This window comes from Fusobacterium sp. (assembly GCF_032477075.1).
Taxonomy (GTDB): domain Bacteria; phylum Fusobacteriota; class Fusobacteriia; order Fusobacteriales; family Fusobacteriaceae; genus Fusobacterium_A.
The window spans coordinates 1-26,172 of record NZ_JAWDXO010000003.1; the positions used below are offsets into that span (position 1 = coordinate 1).

At 29.9% G+C, this 26,172-nt stretch carries 25 protein-coding genes; 4 read left to right on the plus strand and 21 right to left on the minus strand.

What is annotated here, in order from left to right; translation table 11 throughout:
• Positions 1-186: 186 nt before the first annotated feature.
• Together E6771_RS02245 and E6771_RS02250 are read right to left on the minus strand one after the other, a co-directional pair.
• The gene (locus E6771_RS02245; protein ID WP_316089398.1) at positions 187-558 is read right to left on the minus strand and encodes a pyridoxamine 5'-phosphate oxidase family protein; all 372 of its coding nucleotides are present in this window, start codon (positions 556-558) and stop codon (positions 187-189) included.
• A 126-nt stretch (positions 559-684) separates the two neighbouring features.
• Positions 685-2,040 (minus strand): MATE family efflux transporter, encoded by a 1,356-nt coding sequence (locus E6771_RS02250; RefSeq protein ID WP_316089400.1) that lies wholly within the window; start codon positions 2,038-2,040, stop codon positions 685-687.
• A gap of 315 nt (positions 2,041-2,355) precedes the next feature.
• Here E6771_RS02250 and E6771_RS02255 point away from each other — a divergent pair, with 315 nt between their 5' ends.
• The 3 genes from E6771_RS02255 to E6771_RS02265 all read left to right on the plus strand — a co-directional run bounded on the left by E6771_RS02255 (position 2,356) and on the right by E6771_RS02265 (position 6,156).
• On the plus strand, positions 2,356-2,553 hold the full coding sequence (locus E6771_RS02255) for a cold-shock protein (protein ID WP_005949158.1): 198 nt from the start codon (positions 2,356-2,358) through the stop codon (positions 2,551-2,553).
• Between the two features lie 146 nt (positions 2,554-2,699).
• A complete protein-coding gene (locus tag E6771_RS02260; protein WP_316089403.1) occupies positions 2,700-4,430 on the plus strand; it encodes an ABC transporter ATP-binding protein in 1,731 nt (576 codons plus the stop codon).
• Positions 4,420-6,156, plus strand: coding sequence for an ABC transporter ATP-binding protein (locus E6771_RS02265; RefSeq protein WP_316089405.1), 1,737 nt, complete (start codon positions 4,420-4,422; stop codon positions 6,154-6,156). Before E6771_RS02260 ends, E6771_RS02265 begins: the two co-directional genes overlap by 11 nt.
• Before the next feature lie 351 nt (positions 6,157-6,507).
• Here the strand turns inward: E6771_RS02265 and E6771_RS02270 are convergent, their stop codons facing one another.
• Both E6771_RS02270 and E6771_RS02275 read right to left on the minus strand, forming a co-directional pair.
• On the minus strand, positions 6,508-7,584 hold the full coding sequence (locus E6771_RS02270) for an iron-containing alcohol dehydrogenase family protein (protein WP_316089407.1): 1,077 nt from the start codon (positions 7,582-7,584) through the stop codon (positions 6,508-6,510).
• 18 nt (positions 7,585-7,602) lie between these two features.
• Positions 7,603-8,607: a bile acid:sodium symporter family protein gene (locus E6771_RS02275; RefSeq protein WP_316089409.1), complete on the minus strand. Its 1,005-nt coding sequence runs from the start codon at positions 8,605-8,607 to the stop codon at positions 7,603-7,605.
• 672 nt (positions 8,608-9,279) lie between these two features.
• Here E6771_RS02275 and E6771_RS02280 point away from each other — a divergent pair.
• Positions 9,280-10,194 (plus strand): ABC transporter substrate-binding protein, encoded by a 915-nt coding sequence (locus E6771_RS02280; RefSeq protein ID WP_316089411.1) that lies wholly within the window; start codon positions 9,280-9,282, stop codon positions 10,192-10,194.
• A 48-nt stretch (positions 10,195-10,242) separates the two neighbouring features.
• Here the strand turns inward: E6771_RS02280 and disA are convergent, their stop codons facing one another.
• From disA to E6771_RS02365, 17 genes are all read right to left on the minus strand, one after another.
• Positions 10,243-11,292 carry a DNA integrity scanning diadenylate cyclase DisA gene (gene disA, locus E6771_RS02285; protein WP_316089413.1) on the minus strand — a complete coding sequence of 350 codons (1,050 nt, stop codon included), beginning with the start codon at positions 11,290-11,292 and terminating at the stop codon, positions 10,243-10,245.
• Positions 11,282-12,673, minus strand: coding sequence for a DNA repair protein RadA (gene radA, locus E6771_RS02290; protein ID WP_316089415.1), 1,392 nt, complete (start codon positions 12,671-12,673; stop codon positions 11,282-11,284). The genes disA and radA overlap by 11 nt, the downstream gene beginning before the upstream one ends.
• Before the next feature lie 8 nt (positions 12,674-12,681).
• On the minus strand, positions 12,682-13,176 hold the full coding sequence (gene coaD / locus E6771_RS02295; protein ID WP_316089417.1) for a pantetheine-phosphate adenylyltransferase: 495 nt from the start codon (positions 13,174-13,176) through the stop codon (positions 12,682-12,684).
• Between the two features lie 11 nt (positions 13,177-13,187).
• Positions 13,188-14,657 carry an Rne/Rng family ribonuclease gene (locus E6771_RS02300; protein WP_316089419.1) on the minus strand — a complete coding sequence of 490 codons (1,470 nt, stop codon included), beginning with the start codon at positions 14,655-14,657 and terminating at the stop codon, positions 13,188-13,190.
• Complete coding sequence (locus E6771_RS02305) at positions 14,638-15,678, minus strand: elongator complex protein 3 (RefSeq protein ID WP_316089421.1); 1,041 nt, start codon at positions 15,676-15,678, stop codon at positions 14,638-14,640. The genes E6771_RS02300 and E6771_RS02305 overlap by 20 nt, the downstream gene beginning before the upstream one ends.
• Entirely contained in the window at positions 15,665-16,372 is a 708-nt protein-coding gene (gene rnc, locus E6771_RS02310) for a ribonuclease III (protein WP_316089423.1), read from the minus strand. Before rnc ends, E6771_RS02305 begins: the two co-directional genes overlap by 14 nt.
• Before the next feature lie 9 nt (positions 16,373-16,381).
• Positions 16,382-17,620: a beta-ketoacyl-ACP synthase II gene (gene fabF, locus E6771_RS02315; protein ID WP_316089425.1), complete on the minus strand. Its 1,239-nt coding sequence runs from the start codon at positions 17,618-17,620 to the stop codon at positions 16,382-16,384.
• Between the two features lie 83 nt (positions 17,621-17,703).
• Entirely contained in the window at positions 17,704-17,928 is a 225-nt protein-coding gene (acpP, locus tag E6771_RS02320) for an acyl carrier protein (protein WP_316089426.1), read from the minus strand.
• 45 nt (positions 17,929-17,973) lie between these two features.
• Entirely contained in the window at positions 17,974-18,888 is a 915-nt protein-coding gene (fabD, locus tag E6771_RS02325) for an ACP S-malonyltransferase (protein ID WP_316089427.1), read from the minus strand.
• 66 nt (positions 18,889-18,954) lie between these two features.
• A complete protein-coding gene (locus E6771_RS02330) occupies positions 18,955-19,947 on the minus strand; it encodes a beta-ketoacyl-ACP synthase III (RefSeq protein ID WP_316089428.1) in 993 nt (330 codons plus the stop codon).
• Positions 19,948-19,955: 8 nt separating this feature from the next.
• The gene (gene plsX / locus E6771_RS02335; RefSeq protein ID WP_316089430.1) at positions 19,956-20,966 is read right to left on the minus strand and encodes a phosphate acyltransferase PlsX; all 1,011 of its coding nucleotides are present in this window, start codon (positions 20,964-20,966) and stop codon (positions 19,956-19,958) included.
• A gap of 162 nt (positions 20,967-21,128) precedes the next feature.
• The gene (gene rpmF, locus E6771_RS02340; protein ID WP_316089432.1) at positions 21,129-21,311 is read right to left on the minus strand and encodes a 50S ribosomal protein L32; all 183 of its coding nucleotides are present in this window, start codon (positions 21,309-21,311) and stop codon (positions 21,129-21,131) included.
• A 36-nt stretch (positions 21,312-21,347) separates the two neighbouring features.
• Positions 21,348-21,842 (minus strand): DUF177 domain-containing protein, encoded by a 495-nt coding sequence (locus tag E6771_RS02345; RefSeq protein WP_316089435.1) that lies wholly within the window; start codon positions 21,840-21,842, stop codon positions 21,348-21,350.
• An 84-nt stretch (positions 21,843-21,926) separates the two neighbouring features.
• Positions 21,927-23,024, minus strand: coding sequence for a redox-regulated ATPase YchF (gene ychF, locus E6771_RS02350; protein ID WP_316089437.1), 1,098 nt, complete (start codon positions 23,022-23,024; stop codon positions 21,927-21,929).
• 132 nt (positions 23,025-23,156) lie between these two features.
• Positions 23,157-24,089, minus strand: coding sequence for a LysR family transcriptional regulator (locus E6771_RS02355; RefSeq protein WP_316089439.1), 933 nt, complete (start codon positions 24,087-24,089; stop codon positions 23,157-23,159).
• A 417-nt stretch (positions 24,090-24,506) separates the two neighbouring features.
• The gene (gene gltS / locus E6771_RS02360) at positions 24,507-25,700 is read right to left on the minus strand and encodes a sodium/glutamate symporter (RefSeq protein WP_316089440.1); all 1,194 of its coding nucleotides are present in this window, start codon (positions 25,698-25,700) and stop codon (positions 24,507-24,509) included.
• Positions 25,701-25,753: 53 nt separating this feature from the next.
• Positions 25,754-26,104 (minus strand): hypothetical protein, encoded by a 351-nt coding sequence (locus tag E6771_RS02365; RefSeq protein ID WP_316089442.1) that lies wholly within the window; start codon positions 26,102-26,104, stop codon positions 25,754-25,756.
• Between the last annotated feature and the right edge of the window lie 68 nt (positions 26,105-26,172).

Consider the following 26,172-nt stretch of genomic DNA (forward strand, 5'->3'; position numbering starts at 1 on the left):
GCTGACTAACAATCAGCTTTTTTGTGCTGTCAATTTTAATCTTATTCGATTAATATATCTAATATGAATCCAAAATAATTAATATTTTTTATTTTTTCAACAAATTTATCAAATTATAATTTCCTAAGAAACAAAAAAAGACAGAGAATCACTCTCTGTCCACCTTTAACTTATTATTTTATTATTCTATATTGTTTGTCTCACATTTTTTACAGTTATTTCTAATACTCTTGTCAAAAATGGAAATTTTTCTTTCATCATATCATATTCATTTCCCGAATCAAGAAATACTGCTGTTCCTTCTATCACAAATCCAGTTCCCATTCCTACCTTACCTTGAACATCAGGACTTCCTAGCGTTACTATCATTTGATTATTTATTTTTATATTTTTTTCAGTTTTATGCAGCCAAGCAGCTGGAATTAATATCTTATTTTCACCTACAATCTGTAAATATTTGTTCCAAGTATTAGAAACATGTACATTTCCATCTGCCCAAGTTGTAATAGACACAACACCATTATGAGCTAAAACATTTTTAAAAACTTCATTAAACATAATTCATTCCTCCTTATTTTATATTTTTATTGCTTGTGATATTATTTACAATTTTTCTTCTTTTATTCCTTTTTCTCATTTTAAGTAAATGAAAAAGATATCTCTAATTAAAATGTTTGCTTTTAGTTATTTTATTAGATTCTTTATCCACTTTCCAGAACGAAGTCTTGGAATAGTAGCTACTACCTTAAATGGTTCTTCCAGACATACCATAAGGTATACAAAGATTATTGGAAATTTAAAATATACTGCTCCCAAAAATGATAATGGAACTCCAATACACCATACAGCTATAAGCTCTGTCATTATAGCATAAAGAACATCTCCTCCTCCTCGAAGCACACCAATAATCTGTACTATTCCAAAAAACCTCAGTGGAAGAGCTACTGCCATTATTCTGAGGACAATTATTACATTGTGATAAGTTTCTGGTGTTATCTTAAAGAGCATTGCTATTAATGGAGCCACTGCAAAGAATATTATTCCTATAATTATTCCAACTATTACTCCAAAAATTGATATTTTTAAAGCATCTTTTTTTGCTTCTTCCTCAAGTCCAGCTCCAATTTTATTTCCTATCAATATAGCAGAAGCTGAGGCTATTCCTATTCCGAATATATTGAATACATTATTTATGGTATTGGCTATCTGCATAGTTGCAGTAGCATTTGTTCCCAGCTTTGAATAAGCTACAAAATATGCTGTTATTCCTCCTATCCACATTACATCATTAAATATAACTGGTGCAGCTGTTTTAAAAAACTTTATTATAAGGGAAAAATTAAAATCTAAAAGCTGTGATAAGCTTCCTGCCACTATATTCTTATTTTTATATATAATAAAAAGAATAAAAGAAAGTTCCATACATCTTGATACAGTTGTTCCCAAAGCCGCACCTGCAACACCCATAACAGGTGCACCAAATTTTCCAAATATGAATATATAGTTAAGTATTCCATTGAACATAAGCCCTACAAGGCTCCCATACATTGGTATTTTAGTCTGACCTATACTCCTAAGTGACGCTGCAAAAGCCAGAGATATAGTAGTAAAAATATAGCTTAGAGCAACCATTCTCAAATAATCTCTTCCTAAGAATATTACTACTGGTTCCTTAGTAAATATACTCATTATCTTATCTGGAATAAAAAAAGCTGCAAAGGCAAAAAATATTGTTGCTCCTATTCCAAATACAAGAGATATTCCTAAAAACTTATGTATGCTTGATATATCTTTTTTCCCCCAGAACTGTGACATAAATATTCCAGCTCCTAAAGTTATTCCCATTATAGAATAATAATAAACCATGTAAAATTGATTTGATATCCCAACAGCAGCGATTTCATTTTCTCCCAGACTTCCAATCATCAGATTATCCAGAAGATTTAATGAAGCTGTTACAAGGCTTTGCAATATTATTGGAACTGCTAATACCAGCAGGGTTTTTATAAATCTTTTGTCTAGTTTCAATTTATTAAGCATTAATTTTCCTCCTAAAAAAATAAAAGCAGATGGGTTATCAGCCGCCCACCTGCTTTTTTCTTTATTTAACCTCGTATATTATACTATTTTGCCTGCTGTATGTCAATTTTAAAAATAAAGCTATACATTTGATAAAAAATAGTGTATAATACTTTTTGTAGTGATAAAAGATTTATGAGTTTTGAGGTTTTAATATTTAAAGGTCTTTCAAGAAGTATCTTCCTAAGTATTAAATTTATGCCTGATAGTTTGTCATAACTATTGCCAAAATATCACAAGTTATATCATTAAAAATTTAATTTATGGAGGAAACAAATGAAAGGTACAGTTAAATGGTTTAACCAAGAAAAAGGATTTGGATTTATTACTGGTGAGGATGGAAAAGATATATTTGCTCACTTCTCTCAAATCCAAAAAGATGGATTCAAAACTTTAAATGAAAATGAAGAAGTTACTTATGATGTAATTGAAGGTCAAAAAGGACCTCAAGCAGCTAACATCAAAACTAAATAATTAATTTGGTATTGAATTAATCGGAACTAAGGAGACTTAGTTCCTTTTTTTATACACAAAAATTTTGATTATAAAAGTATTTTTTTCTTTCATTTTTTATGGTAAAATTGTAGTTGGAAAATATGCATAAACATGTGGGAGGAATGATGTTTAAAATTTTTAAGCCTTTTATACCTAAAGCTGTATTAGCTTCACTCTTCAAAATGGGAGAAGCATTTTGTGACCTATCTCTTCCTTTAATAATGGCTAAAATTATAGATATAGGTGTTTCTAACAAAGACTTAACATATATTACCAAAATGGGTGGAACCATGGTAGCCATTGCATTGATTGGATATATATGTTCTATCTTCTGTAATTATTTTTCTGTCCATTCAACTCAAAATTTTGGTGCCTCTCTTAGAGACAAGGTATTTACTAAAATACAAAGCTTCAACTTTATACATCTCAATAAGTTTACTCAAGCATCTCTTATTACAAGAATAACTAAAGATGTAGATCAAATTATGAACATGTTTCTTATGTGTATAAGGATGGTGCTGAGAGGTCTTATAACAGGTGTAGGAGCTATAATCATGGCTGTATCTATCAATCCTGTTCTTGCTATACTTTTTATCTTCATAGTTCCAACTATTGTTGGAATTACTATGTATTATATGGAAAAATCTTTTGGTATTTATGCTGAAGTACAAAAAAAGCTTGATAATCTTACTCTTGTAATGAGAGAAAACCTTACAGGTATCAGAGTAATCCGTGCTCTTTCAAAAGAGAGAGTTGAAGCTGAAAGGTTCAAAGAAAAAAATGATGATCTCAAGCTAAAAACAATTGAAGCTGATAATCTTATGGCAAGTAAACTTCCATTTATCACCCTTATAATGAATATTGGAGTTGTTGCTGTCCTATGGTTTGGAGGTATCAGAGTAAATTATGGAAAAATGCATTTAGGTGAAGTTGTTGCTTTTATAAATTATCTTAACATGCTTCTTTTTTCTATGAATGCTCTTTCATTTCTTTTCACTTTATACAGCAGAACTGCTATATCATATAGAAGAGTTAAAGAGGTTCTCTCAGAAAATATAGTTAATATGTCAGAAGAAGAATTCGAAAAAATTTTTACAGATACTATTATTGAATTTAAAAACGTTTCATTTTCATATGATAATACTGATAATTATATTCTTGAAAATATAAACTTAAAAATAAAAAAAGGTGAAAATATTGGAATAATTGGAGGTATAGGTTCTGGAAAAACTTCTCTGATATCCCTTATTCCTAAATTCTATGAAGTAACTAAAGGTGAAATTCTTATAGATGGTATAAATGTTAATAAATACAAAGACAAAGAATTAAGAGATAAAATAGGAATAGTAATGCAGAAATCATTTCTTTTCTCTCAAAGTATAGAAGAAAATATTAAATGGGGAAAAGAACAGGCCTCTGATGAAGCTGTCAGAAATGTTATCTCGATAGTTCAAGGAAAAGATTTTGTTGAAAAACTTCCCAGTCAATATAAAACTGAAGTAACTAAAGGTGGAACTAATTTTTCTGGTGGTCAAAAACAAAGACTTTCTATAGCAAGAACTCTTATCAAAGAGCCTGAAATACTAATATTTGATGATAGTTTCAGTGCTTTGGATTTTATCACAGAATATAATCTCAAAAATGAACTTAAAAATTATCTTAAAAATACTACTATTCTTACTATTTCTCAAAGAGTCGCTTCTCTTATGAAAATGGACAGAATAATAGTAATGGATAATGGAAAAGTAGTAGGATTTGATTCTCATGCTACTTTAATTGAAAATTGTGAAATCTATAGAGAAATATGTGAATCACAGGAAATTTGTATACTAGGGGGAAATTATTGTGAAGTATAATCTATTTAAAAAACTACTCCCTTATTTAAAAAAATATAAGCTTGAATTTATTTTTTTGATTTTTCTAGCAATAATAGGAAATCTCCTTACTTTAATAGGTCCTTATCTTGTAGGAAAAGGAATAAATCAAATACACTTTCAAATGAATAAAAATGACTTTATTCAGCTTGGAAAAATGTCTATATTACTTCTTTTTTCATATATAGCTGGTGCAGTCCTCACTTTAATACAAAATATAAAAATGAATATAATATCTCAAGATGTTGTAAATAAGATGAGAAAAGATGGAATAGAAAAAATACATAAATTTCCATTAAAATATTTTGATGGTATTTCACAAGGAAATATTATCAGTATAATGATAAATGATATTGATAATATAAGTGGTTCTCTTTCTCAAATAGGTACAAGAGTAATAGTAAATATACTTACTATATTTACTGCTTTAGGAATAATGCTGTATATCAGTCCTTCCCTTACTTTAATACAACTTTTCTTAGTTTCTTTTACTGGAATATTTTTAAAAAAAATAACAGAAAAAAGCCGTGAAAAAAGAAGAGTACAGCAAAGATATCTTGGAAAACTTAGTGGATATATTGATGAAATCCTTACAGGGCAGGCTGAAGTAAAATCTTTCTCATATGAAGAAAGAGCTATTGAAACCTTTAGAACTCTCAATTCTTCTTATAAAGACAATGCAATAAAATCAATTTTCTTGGCAGGATTTAATTTTCCTACACTTAACTTTATAGGAAATTTAGGATATTCACTCATTATTTTGATTGGAGCTATATTTATGCTTCAAGACAAAATAACTCTTGGAGGTCTTTCAAGCTTTGTTATTTATTCGAAACTATTTAACAGACCCATAGCAAGCATATCTGAAGCATATAGTATTATTCAGACTGTTTTAGTCAGTGCTGAAAGATTTTTTCAGTTTATGGATCAAGATGAGGACTTAGATGTTGGTAAAAAAGATATTGATTTTGAAAACCTAAAAGGGAATATAGAATTCAAAAATGTAGATTTTTCATATAATAAAGAAGCTCCTGTTCTTAAAAATCTTTCATTCAAAACTGGAAATGGAGAAGTTGTTGCTATAGTAGGACCTACTGGAGGCGGAAAGACTACCATTGTAAATCTTTTAATGAGGTTCTATGATATAACATCTGGAAAGATACTGTTAGATGGAGTAAATATAGAAGAATACAAGAAAAGTGAAGTCAGAAAACTTTTTGGTATGGTGCTTCAAGACAGTTGGCTTTTTACAGGTACTATAAAAGATAATATAAGCTATGGAAATACTGATATTTCATTTGATAAAGTTATCAAAAGTGCAAAACTTGCATGTGCTCATGATTTTATAATAAAATTTCCTGATGGATATGATACCATAATCAGTGAAGATAATATGATCCTTTCCCAAGGCCAAAAACAACTTATTACAATAGCAAGAATTATTGCTTCAGATCCTAAATTTTTGATTCTTGATGAGGCTACAAGTGGAGTTGATACAAGAACAGAGATAAGACTGCAAAAAGCTATTGCTAACCTCATCAAAGGCAGAACAAGTTTTATAATAGCTCACAGACTTTCTACTATCAAAAATGCTGATCTTATTCTTGTTCTAAAAGATGGAAAAATAACTGAACAGGGAACACATAATGAATTGATGAATAAAAATGGATTTTATTTTAATCTGTACAGTACTCAATATGCTATATAAAAAAGGAGAATAATCAAAAAGATAAATTAATTTTTAGAAGTTTGAAAATTAAAGAGGTTTGTATAATTAATGATGTGATAAAAACATGAAAAACAGTAGTCTGAAAGAAATGAGTTTCCAGTAATTAAGCAGTTAGAAATTTTAACTGCTATAATTACTGAGATACAACAATGGAACTGCTGTAATCCTTCATTTATTCTTCTATGTTTTAGGAACAAAATAATAATAAACCTTTCTGCTGAAAAATTTCTAAAATTATATTTGCTGTGATTTGTTCTCTTTTTTATTTTCTTTAATCTAAAACTATTGCATATATTAATTTATCTCAGTGTTTTGATTAATCTTTTCATTTTATTCTCTTATATATTTTTCTAATCTATCTATTGCATCTGCTAATTTATCCTTTGTAATATCTATAGCAGCAACTTTTACATCATTTACTTCAGAAGCTCTCTGTAATACTCCTTCCATATCTTCTCTTGTTACTCCAAAATCTTTATATGATGTAGGAAGCCCTATTTCCCTATAAAAAGGGAGAAGTTTATCTATTTCTTTAGTATTATTATCCAGCATTAACTGCACTAATACTCCATATGATACAATTTCTCCATGAAGATGATTATGTTCTACCTTTTGCAATGTAGAAAATCCATAACACATTGCATGGGCTATACAACTGTTATAATCATTAATAACATGATTAGATACAAGTCCTGTGTTTATAATAATAGATAAAATAGTTTCCTCAAGCTCATTTGATACTCTATTTTCTTTGCAATCTCTTAAGGCTTTTGAACCATATTCTACTAAAGGTTCCTGACAAAGCTTAGATAATGTCACTCCCAAAGCATTAGGATGATCTAGCTTTTTTCCTCTTGATGAAAATTCAGGTTCATATCCTTTGGCAAGAGTATCTCCAATTCCAGCCCACAAATATTTATCTGGTGCTTCTGCTATGATCTTTGTATTGATAAAAGTGTGTTCAGCAGGTACATTTCTCCAATATAATCCTTCAAATACTCCATTCACAGTATAGATAGCACAAACTGATGTAACTGCTGCACATGTAGATGAAATAGTAGGAAATACAAATAATGGTTTCTCTAAATCTCCAGTAAGTACTTTACAAGTATCTATTGCTTTTCCTCCACCAAAAGCAAATATCATATCTGCTTCATGAACTGCTTTTTTCTCTTTAAGTTTTTCTACATTGGCATAAGCCGCCTCTCCTCCATACCACAAAGTATCTATTACTTCTAAATTACTTCTGCTCAACATATTTTTTACTAAATCTCCTGCTTTTTCTAAAGCTGTTTTTCCTCCAATAAATACAATTTTTTTTCCATAGTTGGAACAAACTTTCACAATTTCATTATATGCTGAATCTCCAATACTATAATTTGGTAAAAATACACTTCTATTTGACATTTTTCTTATCTCCTTTTATTATTTATTCATCATGCTAATATTTGCTGCTGATTTAATTCTTTTTCTGAAAAAATTAAATGAGATATTTCCTGAAAATACATTAGCTAATAAAGATCCTGATACTTGATGCACTACTGTAGCTACTGCTGCTGGCAATGCACATAAAGGATTTGCAAATTGTGCTGCTAATCCTACTGCCAGACCAGAATTTTGTAATCCAACTTCAATAGAAAGTGCTTTTTTCTTAGAATCATCCATTTTAGTAAACATTCCAATAACATATCCTAGAATAAATCCAAACCAGTTATGAAGACATACTGCCATAATAAGTACAGCCCCAGAATTAATAAGATTCATTTTATTAGGTGCTACACACAGCCCCATAATCATCAAAATACATACAATTGGAATAATTACCAATACTTTAGATATTTTATGTACTTTTTCTCCAAATGCTTTATGAACTGCCATTCCTAAGAAAATAGGAACAATGACAACTTTTACAATATCAAGAAGCATCGCATACATGTTAATTTCTACCCATTGTCCTGCTAAAAAATATGTAAGTGCTGGTGTTAAAAGAGGTGCTGCTAATGTAGATACAGTAGTCATTCCAATAGAAAGAGCTACATCTCCTTTAGCAAGATAAGTCATAACATTGCTTGCAGTTCCTCCTGGACAAGTTCCTAAAAGAACTAGTCCTACTGCTAATTCAGGTGGAAGTCTCAATATTTTAGCTAGAAAATAAGCCATCAAAGGCATTATTGTAAACTGTGCAAAACATCCAATAAATACATCTTTAGGTCTTGTTACAATTACTTTAAAATCTTTTTCATTAAGAGTGAGTCCCATAACAAACATAATAGAACCAAGTCCTATTGTTACCATAGATTGTCCTAAAACCTTCGTTCTTCCTAATGTAATAAACACCTGTGGTAAGACCATAGCAACTGCTACCATAAGTAAAACTAAAACAATAAAATATTTTCCTAAAAAGTCACTTAATTTATTTAATAATCTCATTTTCATCTCCTTATTTATATCTATCAAATTTCCTCTTTAAATATCCACTCACCATTTTATCCGCCTCTGATTTTTTTATCCGATCTTCTATGTATTTTCTCATTTTTTTCTCCCCTTCTATGTTTTTTAAAATTTTTGTAAAAAAAAACAGCCTCGTCAGGCTGTTAAACATACACTTTAAATATACTTAGTCAGATTCCTTATTCTATCCTAAATATCTTAAGCCCAGTCCATTTTTCCTAACATAATCTTTTGCATATAAAAATTTATTGCTTATAATGACTATTATAACCAATATTATACATATGCTTATTATTATGTTAGCTGATAAATACATAACTGGACTCCTTTTTATAATTTTTTATTTTCTTATAATACTCCTTTTTATAGAAAAATACAAGTGTTTTTTTGAAAAAAATAAAAATAAATTTTTATTTTTATTTTAATCTCCTCTTTATTTTTATTTTTTTTCAATAATATTTAAATACTAAAAATTTAAAATTTCATAATTTTAGTTTGAATATCAAATTTTTATTGACACAAAATAATTATATTGATATAATCCTATCATAAAAAGTTTATAAAATAAATTTATGTTAAGATAGATTAAGTCTATCTTAAATATAACTTTATTTTTTTGGAGCAATAATTTTAACTAAATTTAAAAGGACTATGCAGTCAGAAGAAGGAGTAGCGAAAGTGAAAAAAATAATAATACTTATAATATCTTTTTTTACCAGTATATCTTTATATTCCTACGAAATTAAAGATAATTTTCTCCATGATTCTTTTGGAAATTCCATAGAATTAAAAAAATATAATAGAATGGTAATCATAGACTTAGCTGTAGTTGAAACTATATTTATGCTCAATGGAGAAGAATGTATAGCTGGAATTGTAAAGAATTCTCAAAGTAAGGTATGGCCATATGAGAAAACTGAAAACCTTGCCTCTGTTGGTACCCCTCATAAACCTTCATTTGAAAAAATTATTTCTTTAGAACCAGATTTAGTAATACTGAATGAAGGTTCTGCATTAGCCTCTTCATTAAAAGAATTAAATATTCCATTTATTTTTCATAATTCTCTAAAAAGTCCTGATACAATATTAGAAAGTATAAAAATATTTGGAGTTCTCTTGAATAAAGAAAATAATGCAGATATTTTATATAATGAAAGTTGGAAAAAATTGAAAAATATAAAAGAAAAAGAGAAAATAAATCCTTTAAATTTAAAAGGAATGATAGTTTATTCTGCTTCTCCATTAGTTTCTTTCAGTAATAAATATCTTCCAGGAAAAGCTTTAACATATATGGGAGTGGAAAATATTGCTGGTGACCTTACTGGAAATATGCCAATAATATCTTCTGAACATATTTTAGCAAAAAATTTAGATGTTATTATCGTTTCAAAAAATGTTGGAGGAGTTGAGGAATTATTGAAAGTAAATCCTCTTTTATCTGAAACAAAGGCTGCCAAAGAAAAAAATATTATTGTATTTGATGCTATTGATTTTTTGAGAGGATCTCCCAGACTTTTTGAAACTATGGAGGTTCTTTATAAACAGCTAAGTGAAATAAAGAAATGAAATGAATGATACAAAAAAGGATAACCTACAAAGGTTATCCTCAATAATTTATTTCTCTAATTCTACTGTAAATTTAAGTCTTTTCAGTCCATTTTTTATAGCTTTTATTTTTAATTTGCTCAATTTTGTATCTGATAATTCTTCAATAGGAGCTTCCTGAATAGAAGAAAGTTCTCCATAATTTGATACAAGTTTTTCAATATCTTTTTTTGTAAGTTTACTTATTTTCCCAAGAATTCTATATCCTTTTGGGCTTATTTTATTATCTAAGCTGCTGTAACTTTTCTTATATCCGAGTACACTTGCAAAATTTTCAATCTCAAGAAGTTCTGCATTATTAAATTCTCTAAGCTGTGCAAGAATACTTTCATATTCAACTTCTTCACTTTTATAATCACTTAAAAATTCCAACATTTCTTCATGTATATCTTGAGCCAGATCCTCTAATTGAAGCTCTATAAGTCTTCCTTCTGCTCCCAGTTCCAATACATATCCTTTTAACTCTTCTTCTATTCTCATCATCATTTCAAATCTCTGTAAAACCAATGCAGAATCATAAATAGTCACTATATCATCAAGTTCCAATATAGTTAGATTTGCTAGAGATTTATCTAACACATATCTATATCTTTCCATAGTTTTCAAAGCCTGTGATGCTTCATTCATTATTTCAGACATATCTTTAAGTTTATATCTCATTTCGCTTTTATACAAACTTATAGTTTTTCTTCTTTCAGAAACAGCTATTACCAATTTATTAGTTTGTTTTCCTGCCCTCTGTGCTGTTCTATGTCTCGTTCCACTTTCTTCAGATGAATATTTTCTGTCAACTTGAAGATGTACATTTGCATATATAATTGTTTTACATTCTTCATCAACTATTATAGCTCCATCCATTTTAGCCAATTCAAATATTCTCTCTGGTGTATACTCACAATTTATATAAAATCCACCATCAAGCATTTTTTCTACTGCTTCATCCATACCAACCACTATTAATGCTCCAATTCCCGCATCAATGATATTGTATACTCCTTCTCTCAGAGGTGTTCCAGGAGTTATCTGCAAGAGCATTTCTTCAAGTTTTTTATTGACCATCCTTGTTCATCCTTTCTAAAAGTTCTTCTAAATTTTTTAAATATATTAATTTTAATTTATATTTGTTGCTGTTTTTTTCTATCTCTTTTCTATTAGCTTCTGGAATATATACTCCCTTGAATCCCAATTTTTCAAGTTCTTTCAACCTTTTTTCAATAAAAAAAACTTTTCTGATTTCCCCTCTTAGTCCTAACTCTCCAATAGCTGCTATCTTCTGGCTTATCTCTACACCTCTGTACACAGATAGAAGTGATATAAGAACAGCTAAATCTGCTGCTGGATCTTCTATACTCAAACCTCCAGGTATATTCACAAACATATCTTTCATAGCAAGACTCATATGCATTTTCTTTTCTGCTATTGCAGTAAGAATTTGTATTCTGTTTCTATCAAATCCTTGAACTATTCTTTTTGGTATTCCTATACTTGATTCTGTAAGAAGTGTTTGTATCTCTAAAAGAAATACTTTTGTTCCTTCTAATACTGGAACTACCATACTTCCTGCATTTTTTTCATCTCTTTCACTTAAAAAATATTCTGAAGAGTTTTTTATTTCCTTCATTCCATCTTCTTCCATACTAAAAACAGCTAATTCATTAGTTGAACCAAATCTATTTTTAGTACTTCTTAAAATTCTATAAAAAAGCCCTTCCTCTCCTTCAAAATTAAATACAGCATCCACCATATGTTCAAGCATTTTTGGCCCTGCTACTTTTCCATCTTTAGTTATATGTCCTACTATAAAAAATGATATATTATACTTTTTAGCAAGCTCTATTATTTTTAAAGTACATTCTCTGATTTGTGTAGGTGTACCTGGTATTGAATCTATTGATGAATTATACAATGTCTGTATTGAGTCTACTATTACTACTTTAGGTTTTTTGGCTATGAGATATTCATAAATATTAGATACATCTGTTTCAGCCATAAGAAATAAATCTTTAGCACTTATTTTAAGTCTTTCTCCTCTATTCTTTACTTGAGAAGGAGATTCTTCTCCTGAAATATATATAACTGTTCCATAGGAAGTATATCTGTCAGCTACTTGAAGCAGAAGCGTTGATTTTCCTATTCCAGGATTTCCTGTTACTAATACCACTTCTCCTTGAAGAAGTCCCCCTCCTAATACTCTGTCAAATTCTTCTACCCCAGTTTTATATCTATACATATCCTCCATCTTTATATCTGAGAATGAATATACTTTTTCAGAAGTTTCCTTCACAGAAACAGCAGAAGAAATTACAGGTGCACCTGCTGATGTTATCTCTATTTCCTCTTCAAAAGTACCCCATTCATTACATTGAGGGCACTTTCCCAGCCATTTAGATGATTTATATCCACATTCACTGCAAACATAAAAACTTTTATTTTTAGCCACTTTCTCTCCTATCCTTTGATAGTTTTTACTTTTTCTTTTACTATCTCAGCTACCTTATCATCTACAAATATATCAAGCCTAGCTCCTACCATTGCTGCTTCTCTTACAGAACTTGAACTTAAATACATGTATTCTCTTGCAGCTGGAATGAATACTGTTTCTACTTCTCCATAAGAAAGATCATGATTAGCAAAAGCATATCCAAGTTCATATTCATAATCTGAAACTGCTCTTAATCCTCTAATTATTATATCTGCCCCATTTTCTTTCATAAAATTTATTAGTAGCCCATCAAAACTTTTTACTTCTATTCTGTCATTGTTTTCTCCAACTAAAAGTTTTATCATTTTTTTTCTTTCTTCAAGAGAAAACCAGTTTTTTTTATTACTATTATTCATCACTGCTACAATAAGCTTATCTGTTATTTTCAATGATTTCTTTATAACATCATAATGTCCTTTAGTTATGGGATCAAAACTTCCAGCATAAACACCTATTTTCATAGTTCTCTCCTCTATTTAACCAGAATTATTTCATATTGGCAACTATTATTTGTAGCTATTTCTAATTCTAATACTTTTTTCTTCATTTTTAAGAACTCTTTAATAATTTCAAAATATATTTCTTTAAAAGATTCTATAAGAGTTTTTGACAATTTTACCTTTATTGTTCTGATATCTTTATCTTCAGAACACATCTTAATTTCTTTCATAAGTTCATGAATAAGCGCATCTTGTGATTTAATTTTTCCCGTTCCATTACAATGGGGACATATTTCTTGAAAATAATATGCCAAGGGTTTTCCTGAACGCTTTCTTGTCATTTCTACAAGCCCAAGATCAGTAAAATGTACAATATTATTTTTTATTCTATCTTTTTGTAAATATCTTTCTAAGACTTCTAACACTTTTATTTTATCTTCTTCTATTCTCATATCAATGAAATCTATTATTATTATTCCACCAAAATTTCTAAGTCTAAGTTGCCTAGGTATCTCTTTTGCTGCCTCTATATTTGTATTTACAACTGTTTCTTCAAGATTGAGGCTTCCTGTATTTTTTCCAGTATTTACATCAATACTGATAAGGGCTTCCGTCTTTTGTATAACAAGATATCCTCCACATTCTAACCACACCACTTCATTAAGAGCTTTCTCTATTTCTTCAGTTATTCCATATAAATCAAAAATATCCTTATCTTTTCCATCTTTGTACAATTTTATTTTTGTTTTAAGAGTTTTTTCACTAAAAGCATTAATATAGTCTATAACTTCCCAATATACCTCTTCATTATCTACTATAAGTTCATCTATATCATTAGAAAAAATATCCCTCAATACTGTAGTAATAATTCCATTATCTTTATACAGTACTTCTCCTATTTTAGCTCCTTTTATTTTCTTTTCTATATCTTCCCATTTTTTCACAAGATATTCTATTTCTCTTTCAAAATGGAATTCACTTTTCCCAAAAGCAGCAGTTCTTATTATTACTCCCATATTTTCAGGTTTTATTTCTTTAAATATACTTTCTAATCTTTCTCTTTCCTTTTCATCTTTTATTTTTTTTGAAATAGCTATATGATCATTATTAGGCATAAGCACTAAATATTTTCCTGGTATTGTAAAATGTGTAGTGACTCTAGCTCCCTTTGTACCACGAGGTTCATTGAGTATTTGCACTACTACATCATCTCCTACATTTAATATATCTTCAATAGGTCTGCTGCTATTTAATATTCCATCTAAATATTTTTCTTCAAATTCTCTCAAATCATTTACATAAAGAAAACCATTTTTTTCTAATCCAATATTTACAAAAGCTGATTCCATTCCTGGAAGAACATTAGCTACCTTTCCTTTATATATACTTCCATTTATTCGTCCTTCTTCCTCTCTCTCAACAAGTATCTCCACAACTTTTCCATTTTCTACTATTGCTGCTCTGGATTGAAATTCATCTATATTAATTACTATCTGATTCATTAATCTCCTTTCCAAGGATGTCTAATCTTGAATATATTCTGCCATTTATAACAATTTCATTTTTGCCAATACTATTGTCTATTTTTATATTAAAATATTTTTTCAGTCTCATTCTATTTGCTTTTTTTATTCCTACTAATTTTGATATATTTCTTTCATTTGCTTTTATATCTAATCTTTTTTCTTTTTTAGCTATAGAACAAAAAAATTTATAATAAATTTCTGTTTCTACAAGTTCTCTAAAAGCAGGATGAAATGGTCCATCCAAAATTACTCCTTCTTCTTGTAAATCTTCACTTGGTTGAAGTCCAACTCTTACAATGTTCACTCCATTGCTTTCTAAAAGTGAGTATATTTTTCTAGTTCTTTCTATTGCTTCATCTATAGATAAAGCTTTGTATTCTCCATTTTTAAACATTTCTTCCAACTTTGTTCCCCTTATAACAAGAGTAGGATATATTCTTGCTATGTCTGGTTTCATTTTTAAAGCTCTTTTTGCTGTTAAAAAATCACTTTCAAATGTTGACTCTGGAAGTCCTATCATTAATTGTATTCCTAATTCAATGCTATATTCTTTCAATAAATTGCATGCTTCAGTTACTATTTCTACAGGATAATATCTTGCTGTAGCTTTCAGTACCTTTTCATCCAGAGATTGAACTCCAAGTTCTACTGAAGTCACTCCATATCTTTTTAACTGTTCCACAATCTCTCTATTTATACAGTCAGGCCTTGTAGATAATCTTATACCATCTACTAACCCTTCTTTAACATATTTATGTACTGTCTCTAAATATTGTCTCTGAAGATCAAAAGAGATACCTGTAAAAGTTCCACCAAAAAAAGCCACTTCTTTCTTGGAATTCTTTGGCAGAGTTTCTAAATATGTTTCTATTATTTTTTTCAAATCTTTCATTGTCACATCAGTTTCACAACCATTTATTTTTTTTTGATTACAAAAGACACAGGCATTGGGACAACCAAAATGGCTTATAAAAATAGGAATATTATAATGCTTCATGGGTTTTTACACCTAGCTTTTTGCATAGTTCTTTAGCTGCTGACTGTTCTGCACTTTTTTTATTTTTTCCTGTTCCTCTACCTGTTTTTTCGCCAATTTTTACTTCTATTTCAAATATTTTTTGGTGATCAGGTCCAGTTTCTCTTATCACTTCATAAGAGGGTATTATTTTATATTCCCTTTGACTATATTCTTGCAGTATAGTTTTAAAATCCAATATATCTTCATTTTTATCTACATGATCTATTGAATCTTTTATATGACTTAAAGCATATTTTTTTGCTGTTTCAAAATCTGAATCAAGATATATTGCCCCTAATATTGCCTCAAATACATCACCCAATATAGAGCTTCTCTCTCTTCCTCCTGTCATTTCTTCTCCTTTACTTAAAAGAAGATATTTTCCAACATCCATTTTTTTTGAAATAGATGCCAATACAGGTTCACTTACAACCATAGATTTTATTTTAGCTAAGTCTCCTTCTGTTGAACTTTCATGGTTTTTATACAAATATTCAGTAACAACAAGATCTAGAACTGCATCTCCAAGCAGTTCTAGTCTTTCATTACTTATTTTTTTATATCTCCAGTGTTCATTTCCAAAAGATCTATGGATAAGTGAATTTTTCAGAAGCTCTTTATTATTAAAAGAATAACCTAAATTTCCTTCAAGCTCTAAATAATTCTTTTTCACTTATCCTCCTTATTTATATCTTCTCATTGCTACTACAGCATTATGTCCCCCAAATCCAAGAGAACTTGACATAGCTACTTCTATAGCTCTTTCTATTGGTTTGTTTGGCACATAGTTAAGATCACAAATTTCATCAGGATTATCATAATTTATAGTAGGTGGTACAATTCCTGTAAAAATAGTATTTGCTATTAATACAGCTTCTATTCCACCAGCTGCACCTAATCCATGACCTGTTGCCCCTTTAGTAGAAGAAACCAAAAGGTCTTTCGCTCTTTCACCAAATACAGATTTTATTGCCATAGTTTCATTTTTATCATTTGCAGGTGTAGAAGTTCCATGAGCATTTATATAGTCAACATCATTCATATCAATATTTCCTTCACTTAATGCCATTTTAAAAGCTCTTGCAGCTCCTTCTCCACCCTCAGCTGGCGCAGTTATATGATATGCGTCACAAGTTTCTCCATATCCCACTACTTCAGCATATATCTTGGCTCCTCTTGCTTTAGCTGCCTCCAGTTCTTCAAGAATAAGAATTCCAGCTCCTTCTCCCATCACAAAACCATCTCTATCTGCTGAAAACGGTCTTGAAGCTTTTTGAGGTTCATTATTCCTAGTAGATAAAGCTTTCATATTAGCAAAAGCATTCATTGCAAATGGAGTGATTGAAGCTTCTGTTCCACCAGCTATCATTGCTTTAGCTCTTCCTGTCTTTATCATTTCAAAAGCATCCCCAACTGAATGAGTTCCCGCTGCACAAGCTGTAACTATAGATTTATTTGGTCCCTTTACTCCAAAATATATTCCTATATTTCCTGCTGCCATATTAGAAATCATTCCAGGTATAGTAAATGGAGATATCCTTTTTACTCCTTTTTCCAACATAGTTTGATGCTGGGCTTCAAATATTTCTATTCCTCCAATACCTGAAGAAACAATTACACCAATATCTTCACAATTGTTTTCATTTATAACAAGTCCTGAATCTTCCAGTGCCATTTTAGTTGCAGCAATAGCAAATTGAGTATTTCTTGCCAATTTTTTGACTTCTTTTTTTTCAATTCCAAACTCTAATGGATCAAAATCTTTTACTTCAGCTGCTATTTTTACAGGCATATCTGCAGTATCATATGACTCTATAAGTCCTACTCCAGTTTCTCCTGCTAATATTTTTTTCCAGCTTTTTTCTAAACCAGTCCCCAATGCAGTTATTAACCCTAGTCCAGTAACTACTACTCTTTTCACATTCTCACCTCTATTTTTATAATTATAGCATATATAAGGAACGGGGTACATTCATACCCCGTTTCTTAATATATTAGATTTTTTTATTTTTTTGATTCAATGTAATCTATAACATCTTGTACAGTTTTAATTTTTTCAGCATCTGTATCAGGAATTTCTACATCAAATTCTTCTTCAAAAGCCATTATTAATTCAACTGTATCTAGCGAATCTGCTCCTAAATCTTCTACAAAATTAGCCTCTGGAGTTACTTGTTCAGCGTCAACCCCTAATTGTTCTACTACAATTTCTCTTATTTTATCTAACATTTTTTTCCTCCTTAAAATTCTTTATCTATGCATTATACTTAGATTTTACATTAAATTTTCCAAATCTTCAAGTTTTTCTATATTTTTTATTTCCATTTCCTTGTCGATTTTCTTTACAAGTCCTGCTAATACCTTACCTGGACCTATTTCATAAATTTTTGTAACTCCCTCAGATTTTAATTTTTTTATAGTATCTACCCATTTAACTGGTCCAAAACTTTGAGTATATATCTCATTTTTTATGTCTTCAACACTATTTAAAATATCCCCTGTAGTATTAGCTACAAGTTTTATATCTGTCATTTGAAAAGTAAAGTTTTCTGCTTCTTCTTTAAGCTTTTCTCCAGCCTCTCTCATTAGAGATGAATGGAAAGGTCCAGATACAGCAAGTGGCATTGCTCTTCTTGCTCCAGCTTCTTTTAAAGCTGTACATGCTCTCTCTATGGCATCTTTTTGCCCTGCTATTACTGTCTGGTTTGGTTCATTAAAGTTTACAGCTTCCACTATTCCTTCAACACTTTCTAAAACTTCTTTTATCTTTTCTAAGTCGAGTCCAATGATTGCAGCCATTCCACCATTTACTTTTACAGCTGTATCATTCATAAATTTTCCTCTTGCACTTGTAAGTTTTACTGTATCTTCTGTACTTAAATACCCTGCTGCTCCAAAAGCTGCATATTCCCCAACTGAATGCCCAGCAACATAATTAGGTTTTATTCCTTTAGCTTCTAATAATTTTGTAAGTATAAGGCTCATAGAAACTATAGCTGGCTGAGTATTTTTTGTTTCTTTCAATACTTCTTCTGGTCCTTCAAACATTATCGTCTTCAGATCAAAATCTAGTTTTGAAAACAGACTGTCAAATTCTTTTCTTGCCAGTTCACTGTTCTCATAAAGTTCTTTTCCCATTCCGACATATTGTGTTCCTTGTCCTGGAAAAACAAAAGCAATTTTTGACATAAAAAGCCCCCTTATTAATTACACCTGTTTTTTTAATATATCACAGCATTTAAAATATGTCAATAATTAATAAGCCCATTTCATAATAATTGATCCATAAGTAAGGCCAGCACCAAATCCTGTAAGAGCAATTAAATCCCCTTTCTCAAGAATTCCTTTTTCAAGCGCTTCCCCTAAGGCAATTCCTACAGAAGCAGCAGAAGTATTTCCGTATCTTTGAATATTCATATAAAATTTATCCATAGGAACATGGATTCTTTTAGCAGCTGATTCTATTATCCTTATGTTAGCCTGATGTGGAAATATCATTTTTAATTCTTCAGATTTGACATTTGCTATTTTTAAAGCTTTATTTGTTGCTGAAGGAAGAGCATGTACAGCAAACTTGAAAACCTCTCCTCCTTTCATTACAAGGAAATTTTCTCTATTTGCTATTGTTTCCGCATCATTAGGCTTTTTACTTCCTCCTGCTGGTATTTTAAGAATATAATCATCTTCTCCTTTTGCACCTAAATATGTAGAAAGCATTCCATATCCTTCTTCTACTTCAGATACTACTGCTGCTGCTGCACCATCTCCAAAAAGAATACAATTACTTCTATTAGTCATGTCAAGAATTCTTGAGAGAACTTCTGCACCAATAACCAAAACATTTTTATATATCCCGCTTCTTATCATTGATCCTGCTATTGTTAGAGAATATATAAATCCACTACATGCAGCATTAACATCAAAAGATGCTACATTTCTAGCTCCCATTTTATATTGTACAAGACATGCTGTGCTTTGAACAGGGTAGTCTGGTGTAACTGTGGCTACAATTATCATGTCTATATCTTCTATAGTCATTCCTGCAACTTTCAGTGCTTTTTCAGCTGCTTTTACACAAAGATCAGAAGTTGCTTCTTCAGGAGCTGCAAATCTTCTTTCTTCTACTCCTGTCATTGTTCTTATCCACTCATCATTAGTATCTAATATTTTTTCAAAATCAAAGTTAGACATAATTCTTTCTGGAACATAATATCCCATTCCTTTGATTCCTACACTCTTAAATTCCATTCTACCTCCTAATTTGTTTCTTCTTTATCAATATCTATAACTTTCTTTAATTCTTCTACAAAGTTTATTTCAGCAAATCTGTTTGCAACTTTTATTGCATTTTTTATTCCATTTGAATCCGAATTCCCATGTGCTTTTATAGAAAGACCATTAAGTCCTAAAAATATTGCTCCTCCATATTCAGAAGAATCCATTTTTAATTTTATCATCTTCAAAGCAGGCCGAAGCAGAAGGGCTCCTAACATATAAATAATGCTCTTCTTAATCTCTGCTTTTATTATATTCAGTACAAATTTTGCAATTCCTTCTGCTGTCTTTAAAACCATATTTCCAGTAAATCCATCTGTTACAACAACATCTATTTCGCCATTCATTACTTCTGTACTTTCAACATTTCCAACAAAATTAATCATTTTATTTTCTTTTAAAAGTTCATATGCTCCTCTTGTTATTTCATTGCCTTTTCCTTCTTCTGTTCCTATATTCAAAAGTCCAACCTTAGGCTGTTTTCTTCCCAAAAGAATTTCTACATATTTAGAACCCATCATAGCATATTGATTAAGAAATTCAGGCTTACAATCTGCTGTAGCTCCTACATCAAGCATTAACATATGCCCTTTCTTATTAGGAAACATAGTAGCAATGGCTGGTCTTAATACTCCTCTTATTCTTTTTAATTTAAGCTGACTAGTTGTAATTAAGGCTCCTGTATTTCCTGCTGAAACAGATGCATCAGCAATTCCTTCTTTTGCAAGTTCAAGAGTTTTATTCATAGAAGAATCCTTTTTAGTTTTTACTGCAGTTACAGGATCATCAGTCATTTCTATTACTTCTCTTGTATCTACTATTTCTATTCTCTCTTTAGAATATTTATATTTAGAAAGTTCAGCTTCAATTACCTCTTTTTTTCCAACTAATATAAGCTGTAATTCTTCTATTTCACTCAAAGCGGCTATTGCTCCCTTGATTGTTTCTACTGGAGCATTATCTCCACCCATAGCATCTAAAGCTATTCTCATTCTTTCCTCCCTAAAATAAAAAAACATTTTCTCATATATTATACATTACTTTTTCGAAATAGAAAACTAGATATTTCAATAATTTTAAAAAAATATGCACATATAAAAAAAGACAAGATTATGTTTCTTGTCTTTTTTTATTTAATTTGCATCTTACGTTGATTACTCAGCGTCTCCAGCTAAAACTTTTTTACCATTATAATCTCCACAGCTTAAACAAACTCTGTGAGGTCTTTTTGGTGATCCACAAACTTCGCAAGTTGCTAATCCAGTTCCAGTTAAAGCATGATGAGATCTTCTCATGTTCTTTTTAGCCTTAGATGTCTTTTTCTTAGGTACTGCCATCTTAGTTTCCCTCCTACTACACTCATATTTAAAAAATTAATTTTTTATTTGTAATAATTGCTGCCACCTTGAATCTATCCCATTATCACTATACTTTTCTATTTCAGAATTGTCTTCGCATTCAGGATCACATTGTGGGTATGGGGGCAGATCAAGTATTATATACTCTCTTATTAGTTCTAATAGATCTATTTCTCCATCTATGATTTCATCATAAATTTCATTACTATCTATTTCACATTCTACTTTCAGATTTTTCATATATTGTCTATATGCTGCCTCATCCAGAAAACTACCTGTAAATTCTCCAATTAAATCTATTTCAATTTTTTTTAAGCATCTTACACATTGAACAACAGCTTTTGTAAAATATTTTCCACTTACTTCTATTTTTCCATTGTTATCAGAAATTGCGCTTCCAACTATATGTATTTTATCTGAAAGTTCAATATCACCAATATTTTCTGCATAAAAATCAAATTTTATAGTATTGTTAAGAATGCCGCTAAAATCTTTAACTCTTAATTTCAAGACAACCCCCTCCAATCTATACCTAGATATTTTACTAATTTTTTTAAACCTTGTCAAGTAAAATTTCTTCACAAAGATTTTATTTTAAACATTAAATAAGAATTCCATTAGGTCTCCATCTTTTACTATATATTCTTTTCCTTCTAATCTTAATACTCCAGCTTCTTGTGAACCTTTCCATCCAGAATACCTGATAAAATCGTCAAAAGAAACAACTTTAGCTCTTATAAATCCTTTTTCAAAATCAGTATGAATTTCTCCAGCTGCTTTAGGTGCTGTATCTCCTATTTTTATAGTCCAAGCTCTCACTTCTTTTACTCCAGCTGTAAAATAAGTTTGAAGCCCCAAAAGTTTAAATCCTGCTCTTATAAGTCTATTAAGTCCTGCTTCTTCCACTCCTAAAGTCTCTAAATATTCCTGTTTTTCATCTTCAATATCCATTTCTTGAAGCTCTGCTTCCACTTTTGCAGAAACTATTACTACTTGTGAACCTACTGTTTCAGCATATTCTTTTACTTTCTCAACATATTCATTTCCAGAGGCTAAATCGTCTTCAGATACATTTGCTGCAAATATCATAGGTTTTAAAGTAAGTAATTGATATGTTCTTAACAGTTCTATTTCTTCTGGAGTTAAAGATAATATTTTCAACAACTGAAAACTTTCAAGATGTTCCTTACATTTTAACAGCACTGGCATCAGTTCCATTGATTCTTTATTTTTGCTTGTTACTAGTTTTTTATGTTTTTCAATAGCTTTTTCTATAGTTTCCATGTCAGCAAAAATAAGCTCAGTATTTATAACTTCTATATCTCTGAGAGGATCTACTGATCCACTTACATGAATGACATTCTCATCTTCAAAACATCTTACTACTTGGCATATAGCAGCAGTTGTTCTTATATTTGAAAGAAACTTATTTCCAAGTCCTTCTCCCTTAGCTGCTCCTTTCACAAGTCCTGCAATATCTATAAATTCAACAGTTGCTTGTACTACTCTTTGTGGATTAATTATAGCAGAAAGTTGATCAAGTCTCTTATCTGGTACTGTTACCATCCCTACATTTGGTTCTATTGTACAAAAAGGATAGTTTGCTGCTTCAGCAGCTCCAGCTTTAGTTATAGCATTAAAAAGTGTAGATTTCCCTACATTTGGAAGACCTACTATTCCTATTCCAATCATTAAAAAGCCCCTCCTAAAAATTTATATTACTACAAATTTTACCACATATTAGAATATTTGTAAATACTGAGAAAATCTCTATATGAAATAATGCATTCCTTTATTTTTTATTCAATAAAAAGACTTTTTATATTAGTTTATATTTTCTTTCATATACTTTTTCAAAAACTCTATAAATTTAGTTTTATAGTCACTTTCTTCTGAATTTTTCAGTGTTATCAGTTCTATTTTTAAAAGTTCAGTTTGATTGTTTAGGGGAAATATAAATATCTCATTTTCTTTAGAGTTTTTTTCATTGTGTTCTAAAATTTTCTTAGTTATCATACCAGGACAGACTACTGCTACAAGGCCAGAAGAACATAAAGCCATCTGAGTGTCATAATCTCTTGTATAATATAATGGTTTTAAATATATATCTTCACGTTTTGAATAAAAATCTATCAAATCATTTATTCTGCTCCAACCAGGCTCTCTTGCAAAAGAAATATTTTTAAATTCAGAAAAATTTACACCTTTTTTCATTTTCACTAAATCTTTTAAATTGAAATTCTTTTTAAATAATTTAGAAGAAATTATTATATTTATTTTTTCCATTCCAAGGAGATCAGCATTATATTTTGAACTGCTGTTTGCATTTACTCCAACAAATATATCAATATCTCCTTTGAGCATCATTTGTTCAAGCACTCGTGTTTCATGCATTACAAAGGATATTTCCACATCTGGAAATATTTCATTATATACTGGAAGAAGTTCTGGAAGTATAAGACTTATTCTTGTAGCATTCATTCCTACTATAAGTTTTTTATTATTTTTTAATCTGCTGAACTTCAATTTTACGTCTTCCTCTATTTTTTGTATTTCCATTACAGATTCATAAAGTACTTTTCCTGCTTCTGTAAGAGAAAAATGTGGTTTTCTATTGAAAAGTAAAATTTCATAATCCTCTTCTAGCCTTTTTATATGATCACTTACACATTGCTGTGTTACAAAACATCTTGCTGCTGCTCTGCTTACACTGAGTTCTTCAGCTACTTTTAAAAATATTTCAAAACTTGTTATCATAGTTTACTCCTCCTTTCCATTTTACAAAATTATAAACAAGTTTATTCTTGTAAGTTATTAAATAATATATTGTTTTACTTTTCTTCATTTAAAATTTATAATTTTAATATAAGGATGAAATTTAAAAAAATTAAATATGGTTTTTTTCTTAAAATAATAAAAAAATTATCTGAATCTTCTGGATAATTTTGTCATACCCTATGAAAACTACAGTTGTAATTGTAGTTTTCATTTCTTTTATTAATTTTAACATATTCATTTCTATTTGTCTTACAAGTTTATTCTTGTAAGTTGCTAAATTATATCTTGTTAAAATACAATATAAATTAATATATAAAAATAAGGCTGATCATAAAAGACCAGCCCTTGTGAGTTAGGGTTTTCACAACAAAATATAGAAAGTTCAGCAATAAGTTATTATTTAAACATATTGATGAAAAATGTTATTACTGTTGCGTTTGTAAAATCTATAAATAATGCTCCAACTATAGGCAAAACAAAGAAAGCTCTTGTTGCAGGTCCATTTTCCTTAGTAAATACTTCCATGTTAGCCATTGCATTTGGAGTTGCTCCAAGTCCAAATCCACAGTGTCCTGTTGCTATAACAGCAGCGTCATAGTCTTTTCCATTAAAGTTGAATGTAACAAAATAAGCATAAGCTGCCATAATTACTGTTTGTATTAATAGTATTGAAATAATTGGAATAGCTAGTGCTGCAAGTTCCCATAGTTTTAATGTCATCAATGCCATTGCCAAGAATAAAGAAAGTGCTATATTTCCTGTAATAGATATTTCTTTCATAGGAAGTACTTTTTTCTGCATATCAGTTATATTTCTAATTATAGCTGCAATAAACATGGGTCCTATATATGCTGGAATTACAATTCCATAAGTTTTCAAGAATGGTGCTATCCAGTATCCAATTCCCATTGCTAATGAAATAACAACTACTGCATCAAATAGAGTAGATTCTGATACTGGTTTAGTAGTTTCATCTTCCAATTCCTCAATTGACATTCCTGCTTCTTCTAAATTAGGTTTTAAATTATATTTTTCTTTAAGCCTTTTAGCAATAGGCCCTCCAATTAAACAACCTGCAATTAATCCATAAGTTGCAGCAGCTATTGAAACTGAAAGTCCTCCTGTAGCTCCAAACTCCTCCAAAACTGGTCCAAATGCTCCAGAAGTTCCATGCCCTCCTGTTAATGGTATAGAACCTACAGCAAGTCCAAGTAATGGATTAAGTCCAAATACTTTTGCTAATGCTACTCCTACTATATCTTGAATAATAACAAGAACAGTAGCTGTTATTAGGAATATAGCAACTCCAACTCCACCTTTTTTCAATAGTTTTCCACTTGCAGTAAATCCTATTGTAGTGAAGAAGATCAGCATTAGAAAGTCTTTTAAAACACCATCAAAATTAAAGCTGAAAGCACCAGTATTATGCCCAATCAATAAAAGTATAGAGAATATAACTCCACCTACAACTGGAGCTGGAATAAAGAATCTTTCAAGGAAAGCAACTCTTTTCTTAACCTCTCTACCAAGTAAAAGAACAATTATTGCAATTGCCAGCGTTTCTGCCATATTAAAGTTTAGTGTCAACATAATTTTCCCTCCATATAATATTTTATTGTTTTAAATAAAAATATAGGAGAGTCCTAATTCCGAAGTACCCGATCTTTGTATCGAGATAATATTGTATAATCAGGTCTTAATCTGATAATTTTCTCTATTAATTCAACTTTTGCTTCTGGAAGAGAATGTATCTCAATTTTCAGTATATCTTCCAAATATATAATATCATCTTTATGAATGATTCCTCTTTCCATATCAATTTTTTTAATTGTAAAAAGCGGATAATTTTTTTCATTATTTTTCTGTATATCTTCAAATATTCTATTAACTGTAGTTTCTCTAAAAACAGGAAGGGAAGTATTTTGAGTTGCACTTGATGTAGTTATAATTGCAAATACACAAGCGATCATAAAATATAAAAATTTTCTTTTCAATTTACCCCCCTCCTTATATTTAAATATTCTTTTATAACTACCTTATAGCAGTTTTAAAGAGAATTGTC